20 protein-coding genes and 1 tRNA gene are annotated in these 13,487 nt (G+C 59.1%); 13 read left to right on the top strand and 8 right to left on the bottom strand.

What is annotated here, in order from left to right:
* Positions 1 to 13 precede the first annotated feature (13 nt).
* The 4 genes from C8K58_RS17545 (at position 14) to C8K58_RS17530 (ending at position 2,275) form a co-directional block, all read left to right on the top strand.
* Positions 14 to 220: a cysteine-rich CWC family protein gene (locus tag C8K58_RS17545; protein ID WP_065938870.1), complete on the top strand. Its 207-nt coding sequence runs from the start codon at positions 14 to 16 to the stop codon at positions 218 to 220.
* The gene (locus tag C8K58_RS17540; RefSeq protein WP_098480223.1) at positions 210 to 902 is read left to right on the top strand and encodes a 16S rRNA pseudouridine(516) synthase; all 693 of its coding nucleotides are present in this window, start codon (positions 210 to 212) and stop codon (positions 900 to 902) included. Before C8K58_RS17545 ends, C8K58_RS17540 begins: the two co-directional genes overlap by 11 nt.
* Before the next feature lie 304 nt (positions 903 to 1,206).
* The gene (locus C8K58_RS17535) at positions 1,207 to 2,091 is read left to right on the top strand and encodes an alpha/beta fold hydrolase (RefSeq protein ID WP_027604342.1); all 885 of its coding nucleotides are present in this window, start codon (positions 1,207 to 1,209) and stop codon (positions 2,089 to 2,091) included.
* Between the two features lie 110 nt (positions 2,092 to 2,201).
* Positions 2,202 to 2,275: transfer RNA gene (locus C8K58_RS17530), tRNA-Gly, on the top strand.
* A gap of 143 nt (positions 2,276 to 2,418) precedes the next feature.
* Here C8K58_RS17530 and C8K58_RS17525 read toward each other — a convergent pair.
* The gene (locus C8K58_RS17525) at positions 2,419 to 2,928 is read right to left on the bottom strand and encodes a GNAT family N-acetyltransferase (protein ID WP_092356545.1); all 510 of its coding nucleotides are present in this window, start codon (positions 2,926 to 2,928) and stop codon (positions 2,419 to 2,421) included.
* 9 nt (positions 2,929 to 2,937) lie between these two features.
* Positions 2,938 to 3,489 carry a hypothetical protein gene (locus C8K58_RS17520; RefSeq protein WP_141156994.1) on the bottom strand — a complete coding sequence of 184 codons (552 nt, stop codon included), beginning with the start codon at positions 3,487 to 3,489 and terminating at the stop codon, positions 2,938 to 2,940.
* 313 nt (positions 3,490 to 3,802) lie between these two features.
* Here C8K58_RS17520 and C8K58_RS17515 point away from each other — a divergent pair, with 313 nt between their 5' ends.
* Entirely contained in the window at positions 3,803 to 4,327 is a 525-nt protein-coding gene (locus C8K58_RS17515; RefSeq protein ID WP_027604345.1) for a DUF3833 domain-containing protein, read from the top strand.
* Positions 4,328 to 4,347: 20 nt separating this feature from the next.
* Positions 4,348 to 4,653: a DUF6482 family protein gene (locus C8K58_RS17510; protein ID WP_027604346.1), complete on the top strand. Its 306-nt coding sequence runs from the start codon at positions 4,348 to 4,350 to the stop codon at positions 4,651 to 4,653.
* A 68-nt stretch (positions 4,654 to 4,721) separates the two neighbouring features.
* Here the strand turns inward: C8K58_RS17510 and C8K58_RS17505 are convergent, their stop codons facing one another.
* A complete protein-coding gene (locus tag C8K58_RS17505; RefSeq protein ID WP_027604347.1) occupies positions 4,722 to 4,961 on the bottom strand; it encodes a DUF6124 family protein in 240 nt (79 codons plus the stop codon).
* A 403-nt stretch (positions 4,962 to 5,364) separates the two neighbouring features.
* On the opposite strand from C8K58_RS17505, the gene C8K58_RS32510 reads away from it, so the two are divergent.
* Positions 5,365 to 5,607, top strand: a complete 243-nt coding sequence (locus C8K58_RS32510; RefSeq protein WP_177414150.1) for a DNA-binding protein — start codon at positions 5,365 to 5,367, stop codon at positions 5,605 to 5,607.
* 5 nt (positions 5,608 to 5,612) lie between these two features.
* On the opposite strand, the gene C8K58_RS17495 is transcribed toward C8K58_RS32510, so the two are convergent.
* On the bottom strand, positions 5,613 to 6,803 hold the full coding sequence (locus C8K58_RS17495) for an MFS transporter (RefSeq protein WP_108573983.1): 1,191 nt from the start codon (positions 6,801 to 6,803) through the stop codon (positions 5,613 to 5,615).
* A complete protein-coding gene (locus C8K58_RS17490; protein WP_108573982.1) occupies positions 6,800 to 7,963 on the bottom strand; it encodes an MFS transporter in 1,164 nt (387 codons plus the stop codon). The genes C8K58_RS17495 and C8K58_RS17490 overlap by 4 nt, the downstream gene beginning before the upstream one ends.
* A gap of 95 nt (positions 7,964 to 8,058) precedes the next feature.
* On the opposite strand from C8K58_RS17490, the gene C8K58_RS17485 reads away from it, so the two are divergent.
* The 5 genes from C8K58_RS17485 to C8K58_RS17465 all read left to right on the top strand — a co-directional run bounded on the left by C8K58_RS17485 (position 8,059) and on the right by C8K58_RS17465 (position 10,759).
* Complete coding sequence (locus C8K58_RS17485) at positions 8,059 to 8,955, top strand: LysR family transcriptional regulator (RefSeq protein WP_027604350.1); 897 nt, start codon at positions 8,059 to 8,061, stop codon at positions 8,953 to 8,955.
* A 164-nt stretch (positions 8,956 to 9,119) separates the two neighbouring features.
* Complete coding sequence (locus C8K58_RS17480) at positions 9,120 to 9,302, top strand: type II toxin-antitoxin system HicA family toxin (RefSeq protein ID WP_003189411.1); 183 nt, start codon at positions 9,120 to 9,122, stop codon at positions 9,300 to 9,302.
* Between the two features lie 22 nt (positions 9,303 to 9,324).
* The gene (locus C8K58_RS17475; protein ID WP_027604351.1) at positions 9,325 to 9,735 is read left to right on the top strand and encodes a type II toxin-antitoxin system HicB family antitoxin; all 411 of its coding nucleotides are present in this window, start codon (positions 9,325 to 9,327) and stop codon (positions 9,733 to 9,735) included.
* Positions 9,736 to 9,823: 88 nt separating this feature from the next.
* Positions 9,824 to 10,165: a hypothetical protein gene (locus tag C8K58_RS17470; RefSeq protein WP_108573981.1), complete on the top strand. Its 342-nt coding sequence runs from the start codon at positions 9,824 to 9,826 to the stop codon at positions 10,163 to 10,165.
* 93 nt (positions 10,166 to 10,258) lie between these two features.
* Positions 10,259 to 10,759, top strand: coding sequence for a methylated-DNA--[protein]-cysteine S-methyltransferase (locus C8K58_RS17465; protein ID WP_027604353.1), 501 nt, complete (start codon positions 10,259 to 10,261; stop codon positions 10,757 to 10,759).
* Here the strand turns inward: C8K58_RS17465 and C8K58_RS17460 are convergent, their stop codons facing one another.
* The gene (locus C8K58_RS17460) at positions 10,760 to 11,542 is read right to left on the bottom strand and encodes a GNAT family N-acetyltransferase (RefSeq protein ID WP_027604354.1); all 783 of its coding nucleotides are present in this window, start codon (positions 11,540 to 11,542) and stop codon (positions 10,760 to 10,762) included.
* A gap of 175 nt (positions 11,543 to 11,717) precedes the next feature.
* On the opposite strand from C8K58_RS17460, the gene C8K58_RS17455 reads away from it, so the two are divergent.
* A complete protein-coding gene (locus C8K58_RS17455; protein WP_027604355.1) occupies positions 11,718 to 12,143 on the top strand; it encodes a low affinity iron permease family protein in 426 nt (141 codons plus the stop codon).
* A 54-nt stretch (positions 12,144 to 12,197) separates the two neighbouring features.
* On the opposite strand, the gene C8K58_RS17450 is transcribed toward C8K58_RS17455, so the two are convergent.
* Positions 12,198 to 12,725 carry a DUF4142 domain-containing protein gene (locus tag C8K58_RS17450; RefSeq protein ID WP_027604356.1) on the bottom strand — a complete coding sequence of 176 codons (528 nt, stop codon included), beginning with the start codon at positions 12,723 to 12,725 and terminating at the stop codon, positions 12,198 to 12,200.
* Between the two features lie 118 nt (positions 12,726 to 12,843).
* The gene (locus tag C8K58_RS17445) at positions 12,844 to 13,485 is read right to left on the bottom strand and encodes a LysE family translocator (RefSeq protein WP_027604357.1); all 642 of its coding nucleotides are present in this window, start codon (positions 13,483 to 13,485) and stop codon (positions 12,844 to 12,846) included.
* Positions 13,486 to 13,487: the final 2 nt, after the last annotated feature.

The raw sequence follows: 13,487 nt of genomic DNA, 5'->3' as shown, positions 1-13,487 counted from the left end.
TGCCCCACCGACCATGACCACGCCAACCCTTTGCCCCGCCTGCGGGGCCCGCAACGATTGCACCCTGGCCGACCCACGCACCGCCGACCAGCCGTGCTGGTGCTACAGCGTCACCATCGACCCGGCGGTGCTTGAAGCGCTGCCCGATGCATTGCGCAACACAGCCTGCCTGTGCCCGCGCTGTGCTCAGGTGGATGAGCAGCTTCGCAATGCGCGTTGACCGTTTCCTCAGCAACCTGCCGCGTTTCAATCGCCAGCAAGTGCGCGTGTTGCTGGTGGAGCGGCGGGTGAAGGTGGATGGCGTGGCAGTCAGCGACCCTCATCATGAAGTGCGCGAATTCAGCCGCGTGTGCGTGGACGATGACGTACTGCAGGTGGGCAAAGCGGCGCGCTATTTCATGCTGCACAAACCCCAGGGCTGCGTCAGCGCGACCTCAGACCCGCAACACCCGACCGTCCTGGACCTGCTGGATGAGCCGGACAAAGACGAGCTGCATATCGCCGGCCGCCTGGATTTCAACACCACCGGCCTGATGCTGATCACCAACGACGGCCAGTGGTCGCGGCGCCTGACGCAACCGCAGACCAAGTTGCCCAAGGTCTATCGGGTAGAGACGGAGCAGGACATCGGCCCCGAATACGCGGCAACCTTTGCAGCGGGCCTTTATTTCGCCTTTGAAGACCTGACCACGCAACCGGCCGAGCTGGAGCTGCTGGGGCCACGCCTGGCCCGGCTGAGCATCATCGAAGGCCGCTATCACCAGGTGAAGCGCATGTTCGGGCACTTCAACAACAAAGTGATCGGCCTGCACCGTGAGCGAATGGGCCCATTGGGCTTGGATGCGGCCCTGGCGCCCGGCAAGTACCGGGCGCTGTCCGAGGAAGAAATCCGACAGGTCTGACGACCGTTCGGCCGGTGATGGCAAAAACCCATTTGCGCGACTTGCGGCATCCCCGGTCTACTGCTTGAATCAAACCGTCAGCCAAATTATGACTGGCGAGTCGCCTATAACCTCCAAGAAACACCTTGCCCCGCCCGCGCTTGATCTACGGGCCTCCCAGGCAAACAGCCCGCCCTAACAACAGCCGTCGGCCAGCCGTCATCGGACCGACATGGGCTCTCATCTTCCAGGCGTATGCCTACCTGTCATAAAGCTCGTGCAGAGTGATCTGCGCGCCCTACCCGCTTGCCAGGAGTCTTACGACATGAGGCCAGAAATCGCTGTGTTGGATATACAGGGTCAGTATCGGGTTTACACGGAGTTCTACCGCGCGGATGCTGCTGAAAAGACCATCATCCTGGTCAACGGCTCGCTGGCCACCACGGCCTCCTTCGCCCAAACCGTGAAAAGCCTGTACCCGCAATTCAATGTGGTTTTGTACGACCAGCCCTACGCCGGTCGCTCCAAAATCCATAACCGTCATGAGCAAATGCTGACGAAGGAAGTCGAAGGCCAGATCCTCCTGGAGCTTATCGACCACTTCGCCGCCGAGCACGTGCTGTCCTTCTCCTGGGGCGGCGCCGCCACCCTGGTGGCCCTCGCCCAGCGGCCACGGCGTGTGGAAAAGGCCGTGATCAGCTCGTTCTCGCCGGTGATCAACGCGCCGATGCGCGACTACCTCGAGCGTGGCGTCGACTACCTCGGCAACCTCGACCGCGACCGCGTCGGGCACTTGATCAACAGCACCATCGGCAAACACCTGCCGTCGCTGTTCAAGCGTTTCAACTACAAGCATGTGAGCAGCCTGGCCGAGCACGAATACGGGCAGATGCATTTTCACATCAGCCAGGTACTGCACAACGACCGCCTGTGCTACCTCAAGGCCGCGCGGCAGATCGATGTGCCGGTGCTGTTTTTGAACGGCGAATGGGACGAATACACCAGCGCCGAGGATGCCAGGCAGTTCGGGCAGTACGTGACGAAGAGCAGCTTCAGCACCATCCAGGCGACGGGGCACTTCCTGGATATGGAGCACAAGGCCGCCTGCCGGGACAGCCGGGACGCGGTGGTGGGCTTTTTGAAACCGGAACGGCAAGCCAGCCGATTGCGTTATCACCAGGGCCAGACGCAGCATGCATTCGCCATCTGAAATGAAGGCTTGCCGTGGCGAACGGACGTGCTCGCCACGGCAAGCTGCACAAATTCCGAAGAAAAACTTCAAATCCCGGCGCACATCTGGTACAAAGTCAGCCGCTCTGAGCGGGTGTCGTATAATGGCATTACTCCAGCTTCCCAAGCTGATAACGAGGGTTCGATTCCCTTCACCCGCTCCACTCAGACATAGATTCCACGCCGGCAGGATTTTGGCGGGGGATGCATAAAAAAACCGGTCCTTGGTGGCCGGTTTTTTTATGGGCTTTCCAGAATCAGCTTTATTGGGGAACGCCTCTACTTATTCTTCCTGCTCACCAGCAACTCAAGCCACCGCCCGGAATCCTTTGATCAGAGTTGCAGTGGACAATATTAGACGCCTAGGATTATTCGTTGACGCCACGAAACCCAACTTAGCCTGGTAATAACTTGCAGCTCTCTGATCTTTAGCATCCACGACTACAAACGCTACGCCCGATTGTTTGGACACCGTATAAACCCGCCTGAAGAAGTCGGACATGAGCCGCTGGCCAAGCCCCACGCCCTGCCTGCTTTTATCAATCGCCAAACGACTCAAAAGCACTGCCGGCATGGGGTATCCGGGCATCCGCTTTTTTTGGTCTTCACTCAGTTCGTCAACCGCAACAGATGCATTCGCCAAAGCATAGTAGCCGAGCAAAATGCCCCTTTCGATGTACATGAATGTTCGAGAAACGTTGCGCTTTTCGTCTTGCCCTGCGTGCTGGGCGATATAAGCGTTTAGCGCTGGGTGAACTTCACAATCGAAAGCAGAACGGTCAATAGACTTGTTAAAATTGACGGTAATGAAATCCATTGAGAGGCCTTAGCGCAAGGCGAGCAATTTTTGCAGAGCCTCTGTCGGCTCTGGTGGCGTATCCAACAGTTGGTGTGCGGTACCGGCATCAAGCACAGTGACGCCGTAAAGGTCCAAATCAAAAGCCATTTCTTCATGCGCGACAGAGCGTACAGCCAGCGCTGCTACAACTTTCTTGAGCTCTGCCAGCTCGCGTTCCACACTCGAAAGATGCGTAGCACGCATTGAACGAGTCTTAAGCCCACTGGTGCGACTGAACGCACTACTTGCCAGGCTTTTCGAGGCATGTCGCTCAACCACCGCGTCGGCGTCTGACAAAGCAGCCGACACCTTGTCGGCGGTCAGCTGCGTGCTTTTTGGTTGAACCGGTTTGTTCACGATGCATCCCTCTGTATTCGTGAATCCTAGCACATTGGACTTTACGCCTATCCTCAGGCCTTGCCTCTCGGACTTGCCCCGACTGAGTGAGATAGAACGCGATACGCCTCCATGTTCACTTCGAACGATTTCGTCCATCTGCCACAGACTTTGCGCCAAACGATCAAATAAGACTTTTTCCACCACTTCTCTCCGCTCTGGTGCTCTGTAAGGCCTGCTCAACCCATTCTCATTTGATCTATGGGGTAGCTTTTTTCGGGACACCAGCACACTCCAAATGCCCTGCATACAGCTGCGGTCAAGCGCGGATAGTCGCTGGCAAACCATAAGTACCTCGTCCAACACGCACAACACCGACGCTTCCGATGATTGCGTAGGCAATGCCCGAAATTTCAACATCCCTCGCGCACTCAAAAACATGTACAAACAATGAATTATGTACAAGTATCAGACCCAAGCGTTGGCATCGCGCCTCGCACGCTCAAGGAGCCTGGTCATGACGCGTCTATGGGTTTCACTGTTGCTGGCATTGAGTGTGAGCAGCTGCGCCAATGTGGGTGTCGACCACTACGCCGACCAGCAACCGAAACTGGACCTGGAGCGCTTCTTCAGTAAACCGGTGAAAGCCTGGGGCATCTTCCAGAAGCGTTCGGGGGAAGTGGCCAAGCGCTTTGAGGTCGATATTGCCAGCCGGCGCGAGGGCAACGCGTTGATTCTGGATGAGCGTTTCTTGTACAGCGATGGCACGCGCCAGCAACGAGTGTGGACACTGACGCCGGACGGCCCAGGACGCTGGCGCGGACGAGCCGGGGATGTGGTGGGCGAGGCGATCGGCGAAGTGGCGGGTAATGCGCTGCGTTGGCGCTACCGGCTCAACCTGCCGGTGGATGGCTCGGTGTACGAAGTCAGCTTTGACGATTGGATGTACCTGATGGACGAGGACACCTTGATCAACCGCTCGAGCATGTCCAAGTTCGGTGTCGAGTGGGGTCAGGTCACACTGTTCTTTCGTCGCCAATGAGCCACGAGCGAGGGTCAATCATGAATATGCAAATGCTGGCCGAGCTGGCCGGGAAAGGCGAAATACGTGAGCTGGAGTTGCTGTCCCTGGAGGGCGGTTTCTATATCGCTCGCGTCAGGCTGGAGCACGTCGAGGCGACGTTACTGGACGATCACGGCAAGCCGATGCGCATCGGGTCCACCACGCATTTACGCGACCTGTTGCAGCGGGTTCCGCCGTTTCCTTGCGTACTGGTGCAACACTGTGTTCACGATGAAATGTGCGGTACGCGTGAAGGGCCTATCGGTGCGTTGCGCATTCCGTTTTCGCTGGCGGCGACACTGTAAATCCTGGCTCCCCTCCCCCGTGGTATGGGCGGCCTGGGAAGGCAAGCCGTTTACACCGTACGGGTGACCTACGCGGCTCGGTCCACGCGGTCCTGAACAGCCTCGACCAGCAGCAGGCCCAGTTCAATCATCTGCTGAATGGCCAGGGCCAGGTAGCGCTGTTGAGAGGGCAGGCTTTCGACGAACTCGTGGGTCATGGCACCTGCACCGGCGATGGTTTCGTAGGCGTTGGCGAGCAGCGCTTGAGTGTCGATTTCGGGACGGACGCTGAACAGTTTTACGGATGGATTGCATGAGTCAGTACACATCTGTTGATCCTCGTTAGGGACCGCATACCAGAGCTACTAAACAATGGGTGGCGGCTGTACGCAGGTTAGTAGACCGGCGAATCAACGAAACCGGCGCGCCCGAAGACGCCCTGCGTGCAGCCACCATAAGAGCAGCTGTACGCCGTTGATCGTATCGGGCTACTAAACCCGACCGCTGATGGGCAGCGGCTGACGAACCTTAAAGAGGCCGTCCAAGGCGCACAACTCGGACGAGTCTGATCGTTGTGTAGGCAATGCCGCAAGGTTCAGCCCCATGCTCGAAGCGTGAAGAAATCGAAGCTTTTGGCAACAAATAGCCGTTGAAGAACGTTTGAATTCAACCTACCACTCACATCATTGTCCATGGCCCCAGCCCACCAGAAATGCATACGCAGGTTTGATCATGACTCAGCCATTGACCGCTTTCGATATTGTTGACCTGCTCGACAGCCAGGAAGCCATCCACGAATACCTTTCTCAGGTGATTGCAGAGGGTGATAAATCAGAGTTCCTAAGGGCTGTCGATTTTGCGGCCAAAGCCCGTGAGAAAATTCGGGCAGAACTGGCGATGGTTGAGTCCAGCCGAGAACCTCAGCCGTTCGACTCCTTGGCATTTAAGCAAAAAATTCCAAGTACCCGAGAGTGAGCCTTTTAAGCCTCAACCCCACTCCTCTGCACCACCCACGCCAACGGCAACGTCACACCCAACATCCCCGCCAACACCATCACCGCCACCGGCACGCCGAGCACATCCCCCACTGCACCAAACACCACCGGCGCCAGCGCGCCCCCCCCAATCGTGCCGGTGTAGAACAGTGCAAACGCCTGCTCGCGCTTGCCCGCGCCGGCAAGGTCGGGCACGGCGCCGTACAGTACCGAGGAGGTGCCATTAAGCACCAGGCCCAAGAGCGGCAGCATCACCATCAACCCGCTGAGCGGCAGGTACACCGCCGCGACGATCAGCACTGCAGTGCTGGTTTCCGTGATCCACACGGTCTTCATCATGCCGATGCGTGCGCCGAGGTAGCCGCAGAACAGTTTGCCGAAGGCACCACCGATGAACAGCAAGGTCAGGGCGAGGCCGATGCCAGCAATACCGGCGCCTTTGGCTTGCAGCAGGAACGGCAGGAAAGTGAGAAATCCCATGCGCACGGCGCTGTCGAGGGTGCCGGTGAGGATCAGCGCGTGCAGGCCCGTGGCGGAGCCGCTACCCCTGAGGAACTTGGCTGTTTTTGTGGCGGTGGATTCGGATGCTTGAGCAGGAATCAGCCACCACAACAGCCCCGCCGCCGCCAGGCCAAGCAGGCCCAGCAACGTGGCGCTCGCCCGCCAACTGATGACGGTGAGCAGCAGCCCGACCAGACCAGGAATCAGTGTTTTGCCGATGTCGCCGGAGAAGTTGTACTGGGACAGCGCCTGCTTGATCCCACCGCCGTCCTCGTAGGCGTCGGTGATCATCGACGAGGCCAGTGGGTGCTGGGTGCTGGCCCCCAGGCCGCCCAGCAGCAGCGCCACCAACAACACAGCCAGCCCTGTCGCCTGGCCCACCAGCAGGTAGGCAACACCCGCCAGCGCCGTGCCGCCCACCAGCATCGGTGTGCGGCCCCAGCGTCTGGCGGCGCGGCTGGCCAGCAATTGGAACACGGCCATCACCCCGGAATAGGCACCCCGCAGCAGGCCGATCTGGGCGTAGGACAAGGCGAACTGAGCCTGCCAGACAGGCAGCAAAACGTAGATCACATCAGTGAGCCCATCATGCACGGCATGGGCGCTGCAACCGGCGCACAAGGCGCGACGGCGCGTCGATGATTCGGGCGAAGGCACAGCGACTGTGTCGTTCATGGTGCAGGAATCAGCTCAGGTTTAAGAGGCTTCCAGCCGGTCAAGGCGATCAACAAGGTCAGCAGCTGGAAACCGATGATCAGCACCACGCAACCGGCCCAGCCCCAACGTTCCCAGATCAGCGCCGGGACAATGGCGCCACCACTGCCGCCCAGGTAATAACAGGTGAGATACACACCGACAGCGCCCGTCTTGTTATCGCCCGCGGCAGCGGTGATAAACCCATTGGCGGCCGCTTGGGCGAGGAACACACCGGTGGAACTGAACGCCAGGCCGACTACGATGCACCAGAGGGAGGGCATCAGGGTCAACGCCGAACCACTGACGCCCAGCACGGCGGCGACACCCAGCAGTTGGGCATGGGGCCGGGCTTTGCTGAGGCGTCCAGCGATGGGGATCACGATCAACGCCAACAGGAACACCATGTACAGCGTCCCCAACGCCGCAGGCCCGAGGTTGAACGGCGGCAGGCCCAAGTACAAACCTGCGTAGGTAAACGCCGCGACTTGCGAAAACAACACGCAGAAACCTACGGCGTATGCGGCCAACAGCGGCTGGCGAAATACACCTGACGAGGAGGCTTTAACCTGCACGGTCCGCGGACGGTTGGCCGGCAACAGAAACTGGATGAATCCGCCGACCATCAAGCTCAGCACCGCGAGCACTTCAAAGGCCTCACGCCAGCCCACATACTCGGTCATGACTCCGGTGACGAAGCGCCCGGCGAACCCGCCCAACACGGTGCCCGCGACGTAGAGACTCGTCACCTCCGTGACCGTGCCGCCGCTCCAGCGGTCGCCGATGTAGGCCACACTGGTGGCGAACAGCACCGGGATCAGCATGCCCTCGACAAAGCGCCACACCAGCACTTCGGCAAAGCTGTCGGCATAAGCGGTCATCAATGCCGGCACCGCCAGCAACACAGCGGCCACCGAGATCACCGTGCGTTGTGCAAAACGTCCGGTCAGGCGACTGACGAAAGGTGCCGTGATCGCCACCGCCAGGGTGGTGACGGTGATGCTCCAGCCCGCCTCCTTGGCACTGATATGAAAGTGCGCGGCAAACGTCTGGAGGATGCTTTGGGTCGCATAGAGGTTGAGAAACGCCGCGCAGCCACACAGGAACAGGGCAAGGCGGGCACAATGCAGGCGCGGTTTCATGAAACCTCTCGTTTTATTTTGAAAGGTCTTTATAGAATGGCCGGCGGGTCTTAAACCAATACCGAATTCCGACCGATTGATACCCAAGGATCAGGATGCTCGACCTACGCAAGCTGCGTTACTTTCTGACCGTCGCCGAAGAATTGCACTTCGGTCGCGCGGCCCTGCGCCTGCACCTCGCCCAGCCGCCTTTGACCCGGCATATTTCAGCGCTGGAGGCAGAGTTGGGTTTCAAGCTGTTCGATCGCACCAGCCGCACCGTGACCCTCACCGCACAGGGACGCTCGTTCTTGCCCTATGCACGTGGCGTGTTGGAACAGGTGGAGTTGGCTCAGGTGATTGCCGGGAAGTTGGCAGCAGGGACAGCGGGTCAACTGGCCTTGGGCTACGTCAGCTCGATTGCCCTGTCGGACCTGTTCAGCCAATCGATCCAGGCCTTCGCCCAACGCTTTCCCGATGTGCAACTGACCCTGGTGGAATGCGCCTCCGGCAGTCTCGGTGCGCAAGTGGCCGATGGACGGCTGGATATTGGGTTGAGCCGGCTGTTGCCACAAAACGACGCAGTGCAAACGCTGTCGTTGGGCGAGGAACCCTTGGTGGCAGCGGTGTCGAGTGACAGCCCGTTGGCCTGCCAGGCCGACATCAGCCTGGCGCAGCTCAGTGCCTATCCTTTGATTCTGTTTCCAGCCGATTACGGCTCGGGGCTGAACCAGTCCATCGAGCAGCTTTACCGCCACCATGGCGTGCCCCTGCATGCCGGACCGACCGGACGGCAGATCACTTCGATCATTGCACTGGTGGCCGCCGGGCAAGGGGTGGCGCTGGTACCGGCCTGTACCCGGAGTTTGATGAACAAAGGCGTGACTTATCGGCCTTTGGTGGAGGCGGATGCGTGTGCGCAGTTGTTGGTGTTGACGCCGACCGAAAGACACAGTGTGTTGATTGACGCGTTTCTTGCCGTTATAGGAGAGGCATTACACATCCGGCAATGACCCGAAAAACCTCGCAATACCTCCCCACAGCGCCGATCCCACTGGCTTTTACACTGCATTCACCACCTGCCGAAATACCGGCCATCGAAGACTGGTAGGTAGAGTGTTGATAATTTATTTTCAGTGGTTATAGTCACCACCAACACACACCACAAGGAGGTGCTGTGGATAGCCGATACTTGATAGGTCACATCGTCGCAGACGGCTGGTACCTGGTGCGCATCAGAGGCAGTCATCACCACTTCAAGCACCCGACGAAGCCTGGCTTGGTGACGATCCCCCATCCAAAGAAAGACCTGTTGGACAAGACCGCCAAGAGCATTTTGAAACAAGCTCTGTTGAGTTAATCGTCCCTGGAGGACAACGAACATGCTGTACCCCATCGCAATTTCAACCGGTGACCACGATCACGCCTGGGGCGTGGAAGTCCCGGATATTCCCGGTTGCTACTCTGCCGGCGACGACCTGGACGACGCCATGGCCATGGCGCGCGAAGCCATCGAAGGACACTTCGAAATCCTCGCGGAAGACGGCGCGCCGATCCCGAGCGCCCAGAAGGTCACCGTGCATGCCGCCAACCCTCAGTACGCCGGCTGCACTTGGGCGGTTGTAGACATCGATGTCACCAAGTACCTGGGCAAGGCGCAAAAACTCAACATCACGTTGCCGGGCTACCTGCTCAACCGCATCGATGAATACGTACTGCACCACCCGGAGGAAAAAAGCCGCTCCGGCTTCCTCGCGTCGGCGGCGCTCAAGGTGCTGCAACAGGATCGGTAGCTGCAACGGGAGCAAAGTCTGAATGCGGCACTGCATCCATAGCGTGATGATGTCGCTTCATTGAGCTTGCGGCCCCAGGGTTATTGCCATGATTGAACCCAAACAACCCACATCCACACCTGTTCTGCGCCAAGTACTCGGCTGGGTGCTGGTGTTGCCACTGCTGGTCGCGCTGGTGCGACTTCCGTACCCCTTGGGGCTGGGGCTGGCGCTCGGATCCATCGCCGCATCCGTCTACGGCGTAGTGTTTGCCAGGCGCCATGCCATCCGAGGCGTCACCGCATTCGCTGCAATCGTCACGCTGTTCAATCTGATTTCCCTGGTCGCCATCGGGGAGGCCTCAGTCATCATGGGGCTCTACAGGATTTCCTGGTTCTACTGGTACCCGTACTATTCCAACTGGGTTTACTGGAATGTCCAGGGCCAGTGAGAATTCCACCGCAAGAAACGTAGTGTTCAGTCCGGCGGATGGCAATACCGTAGGCCTGTAGCGTTTAACAACTGCCCCTCGAGGAGCCCGCTCATGTCTTACGAATACAAGCTCATGCCCTCCCCTGTCGGTGAGCTCACCCTGGTGGCGCGCGATGGCAAGCTCAGTGCCATCCTGTGGGAAGTCGAGCGCGCCAACCGTGTGCGCCTGGGTCAATTGCACGAAGCCAACGACAGCCCGGTGCTGTTGGAAACCGAGCGCCAGTTGAAGGAGTACTTTGCGGGGACTCGCCACACATTCGACCTGGAACTGGATTTCACCGGTACCGCCTTTCAGAAGCAGGTCTGGCAGGCGCTGCTGACTATTCCTTTTGGCGAAACCCGCAGCTACAGCCAGATCGCCCGGCAAATTGGCAACCCGAAAGCCGTACGAGCCGTGGGCGCCGCCAATGGGCGTAATCCCATCTCGATCATTGCGCCGTGCCATCGAGTGATTGGTGCCTCGGGCACCTTGACCGGGTTTGCCGGAGGACTCGACGCCAAGCAGTATCTGTTGACGCTTGAGGACTGCAGCCAGGTGAAAATGAGCTTCTGATCAGGCAATTGCAACCGGCCCTCGAGTAAAAGCCTGGTAATCGAATAAGCCTTCGAAACCCAGCTTGCGATACAGCGAGATCCCCTCCATCGTCGCTTCAAGAAAACAGCGCCGGGCCCCCAGGCTTGCAGCGTGAAGCAGGGCGGCTTGAAGCAATCGCGTGCCATAACCTCTTGCGCGAAAATCCACGAGCGTGCCGAAATCGCTAAGCCGTGCCTCTCCATTCCACATGGATAAAGTCAACGAACACCTCACCTGCCCCTCGGTGGAAAGGATGAAGTGGTAAAGCGATTGGCCCGTTTCAAGGGCCCGCTGGTGCCGGGCCTGATAACGTGCAACACCCTCGGGCGCCATCGAAAACGCATTGCCAAGGGGAACTGCCCAGTGGGCCAGGTTCCGAGTCAAGCTGATCTGCACCGAGCGGTCATCCGTAGATAAAACAAAACCCGACAGATCGAGGACCATCGCAGTGGTCTTTTCGGCAGGCTGAAAGCCCAGCCCGATGAGGGCCTCGGCTACCGCACCGACCTTTTCCTCATGAATCACGACGCGCGTATCCAGGAAAATACGACGAAGCAGGTCCAGGGGCGCTGTCATAGCCCCCCCCAGCGGGGCACTGCCGACCCGGATAAACAACAGGTTCCACGGGTCGAAATATTCGCCGGTAAAGTAAGCGTTGATACAGGCGTTGTAGCGGCGATGCAGCGAGCACGTCGCGGCGAAATAATGATCTTCGGTCTGGTGATAAAGCGTAGGCAGGTCGCAGGCGGTATCAGCGTGCATGGGAATTTCCGCATAAAAACCCAGTCTTGCGCCTATCGCTGCAGAGCGCCGTAGGCTCACTCCTAAGAACCGTGCAGAAAACGCACGATGTTGCTCACACCCTAAGTTGTAAAAAGAAATTTCAGAGCGTGCCTGCGGTCAGTATTTTCATCACTCACCTTTAAGGAAAACGGTCATGAAATTCTCTGCAGTCTCACAATCCCTGTCCCGTTGGGCAGGCAGTGCCCGGACGTTCTATGCGGCGGTCGCGTTGATTTTCCTGTGGAGCTTGAGCGGTCCGTACTTCCACTACAACGACACCTGGCAGTTGATCATCAACACCTCGACCACCATCATCACCTTCCTGATGGTGTTCCTGATCCAGAACACCCAAAACCGCGATAACGACATCCTGCACATCAAGATCGATGAACTGCTGCGAGTCTCCAAGGATGCGCAGAACGCCGTGCTGAGCCTGGACGGCCTGGACCGCAAGGAACTGGAAAAACTGCGCCAGGAATACCGCAGCATCGGCAACACCGGCACCGTCAGCCTGAACAGCAGCTGTGGCCACGCGGCCGACGATGCGGCCCCGAACAAGACCGATCTGAACCAGGCATAAAAAAACGGCGGTTGGACATGATCCAACCGCCGTTTTTTATATCAAGCGAAAGGCTCAACCGTCGCCTTGATGGCCCTTACCGTAGGTCGAGGCCAGGGCTCGGGCCTTTTGCAGACGTTCTTCCAGCTTGGGCAGCGTCTCATCCACCAGTGCCTTGATTTCCGGCACATCCGAGGCCGCCCCTTCGCGCTTGAACAGGGCAATGGCGTCTTCGTTTTCCTTCACTTGCTGCGCGGTGTAGGCCGCGTCGAAGGAGTCGCCGTCCTTGAGTTCGGGCATCAGGGTTTCGGCCTTGTCGACGATCTTCTCCCGTGGGGCCACGGGCAGGTCAAGCTTCTTGGCGATCGCCGCCAAATGCTGGTTGGCCAGGGTGCGCTCGTTGATCACCTCGATGGTGTAGTCCTTGATTTCCTGGGACGAGGTCTTGGCGTGGGCCATGCGACTGGTTTCGATATCGGCCATGCCTTTGGCCGAAGCCTGCTCGATGAATTCAGCAGGCGACTGGGCGAAAGCATTGCTGGCGCCGAGGCCCAGCAGCATCGCGAAACTGGCGGTGCGTAACCGGATAGCCATGCGGCTCATGATGGGTTCCTCCAGGGCAAAAATAAGTGCGGGGAAAGACACCTCGCCCTGAATTCGAATTTTCAGGGCGGCAAAGGTTTAGAAAAAACTTGCCCGTGCGACGAACGGTCGTGCCCAGTCAGGCCGGTTTGCTGCCGAACAGGCCTGGCAGCGCATGGGCCAGGGCATTGATGGCGAAGCCGATAAACATCACGCCGCAAAGCCTGGTGATGAGGATTTCGTGGCGCTGATACACCGTGCGCACCCGCTGGGCACCGACCACGCCGATCAGGATCGCGTAGGCCAACAGGCCACCGACGAAGCTCAGGAAGATCAACGCCGGCAGCATCGACCAGGTCAGCAATTCGGCGCGGCTGGACAGCAATGCAGTAAATGTCGCCACGGCCACCGGATACGCCTTGGGGTTGGTCAAGCCGAACAGGATGCCGTGCCAGAACGGATGCCGCGCCGCGCCCTGGGGGGCTTCACTGCTGCGACGCTGGGTACGAATCGCGCGCCAGCCGAGCCAGAACAGGTACAGCCCACTGAGCACGCCGAGCACATCGAACGCGCTGCTGCCGACTTCCCGCGCGCCCACAATCGCGATCAGCGCCGTACTGCACCACAGCACATCGCCGAGCAAGTGCCCGCACAGAAACCCCGCCCCGGCACGACGCCCCCGGGCGGCGCCGATGCCAAACACCGCCAATACGCCGGGGCCAGGCGTAATACCGTAGATAAAACCCGAAGCGAGGACGGCGAGCAGCAAGGAGGGGGTCATGG

It is taken from the genome of Pseudomonas sp. GV047 (assembly GCF_003058245.1).
Taxonomy (GTDB): domain Bacteria; phylum Pseudomonadota; class Gammaproteobacteria; order Pseudomonadales; family Pseudomonadaceae; genus Aquipseudomonas; species Aquipseudomonas marginalis.
The sequence above is the reverse complement of the archived record's forward strand: the minus strand, read 5'-3'. Positions and strand labels throughout refer to the sequence as shown.

What these genes read in the sequence shown, in the direction of transcription:
- C8K58_RS17535 (WP_027604342.1), top strand. Translation starts at nt 1,207, where the DNA reads ATGAGGCCAGAAATCGCTGTGTTGGATATACAGGGTCAGTATCGGGTT.
- C8K58_RS32510 (WP_177414150.1), top strand. Translation starts at nt 5,365, where the DNA reads ATGACTCAGCCATTGACCGCTTTCGATATTGTTGACCTGCTCGACAGC.
- C8K58_RS17455 (WP_027604355.1), top strand. Translation starts at nt 11,718, where the DNA reads ATGAAATTCTCTGCAGTCTCACAATCCCTGTCCCGTTGGGCAGGCAGT.
- C8K58_RS17485 (WP_027604350.1), top strand. Translation starts at nt 8,059, where the DNA reads ATGCTCGACCTACGCAAGCTGCGTTACTTTCTGACCGTCGCCGAAGAA.
- C8K58_RS17515 (WP_027604345.1), top strand. Translation starts at nt 3,803, where the DNA reads ATGACGCGTCTATGGGTTTCACTGTTGCTGGCATTGAGTGTGAGCAGC.
- C8K58_RS17510 (WP_027604346.1), top strand. Translation starts at nt 4,348, where the DNA reads ATGAATATGCAAATGCTGGCCGAGCTGGCCGGGAAAGGCGAAATACGT.
- C8K58_RS17475 (WP_027604351.1), top strand. Translation starts at nt 9,325, where the DNA reads ATGCTGTACCCCATCGCAATTTCAACCGGTGACCACGATCACGCCTGG.
- C8K58_RS17545 (WP_065938870.1), top strand. Translation starts at nt 14, where the DNA reads ATGACCACGCCAACCCTTTGCCCCGCCTGCGGGGCCCGCAACGATTGC.
- C8K58_RS17525 (WP_092356545.1), bottom strand. Translation starts at nt 2,928, where the DNA reads ATGGATTTCATTACCGTCAATTTTAACAAGTCTATTGACCGTTCTGCT.
- C8K58_RS17540 (WP_098480223.1), top strand. Translation starts at nt 210, where the DNA reads ATGCGCGTTGACCGTTTCCTCAGCAACCTGCCGCGTTTCAATCGCCAG.
- C8K58_RS17445 (WP_027604357.1), bottom strand. Translation starts at nt 13,485, where the DNA reads ATGACCCCCTCCTTGCTGCTCGCCGTCCTCGCTTCGGGTTTTATCTAC.
- C8K58_RS17490 (WP_108573982.1), bottom strand. Translation starts at nt 7,963, where the DNA reads ATGAAACCGCGCCTGCATTGTGCCCGCCTTGCCCTGTTCCTGTGTGGC.
- C8K58_RS17460 (WP_027604354.1), bottom strand. Translation starts at nt 11,542, where the DNA reads ATGCACGCTGATACCGCCTGCGACCTGCCTACGCTTTATCACCAGACC.
- C8K58_RS17505 (WP_027604347.1), bottom strand. Translation starts at nt 4,961, where the DNA reads ATGTGTACTGACTCATGCAATCCATCCGTAAAACTGTTCAGCGTCCGT.
- C8K58_RS17465 (WP_027604353.1), top strand. Translation starts at nt 10,259, where the DNA reads ATGTCTTACGAATACAAGCTCATGCCCTCCCCTGTCGGTGAGCTCACC.
- C8K58_RS17450 (WP_027604356.1), bottom strand. Translation starts at nt 12,725, where the DNA reads ATGAGCCGCATGGCTATCCGGTTACGCACCGCCAGTTTCGCGATGCTG.
- C8K58_RS17495 (WP_108573983.1), bottom strand. Translation starts at nt 6,803, where the DNA reads ATGAACGACACAGTCGCTGTGCCTTCGCCCGAATCATCGACGCGCCGT.
- C8K58_RS17470 (WP_108573981.1), top strand. Translation starts at nt 9,824, where the DNA reads ATGATTGAACCCAAACAACCCACATCCACACCTGTTCTGCGCCAAGTA.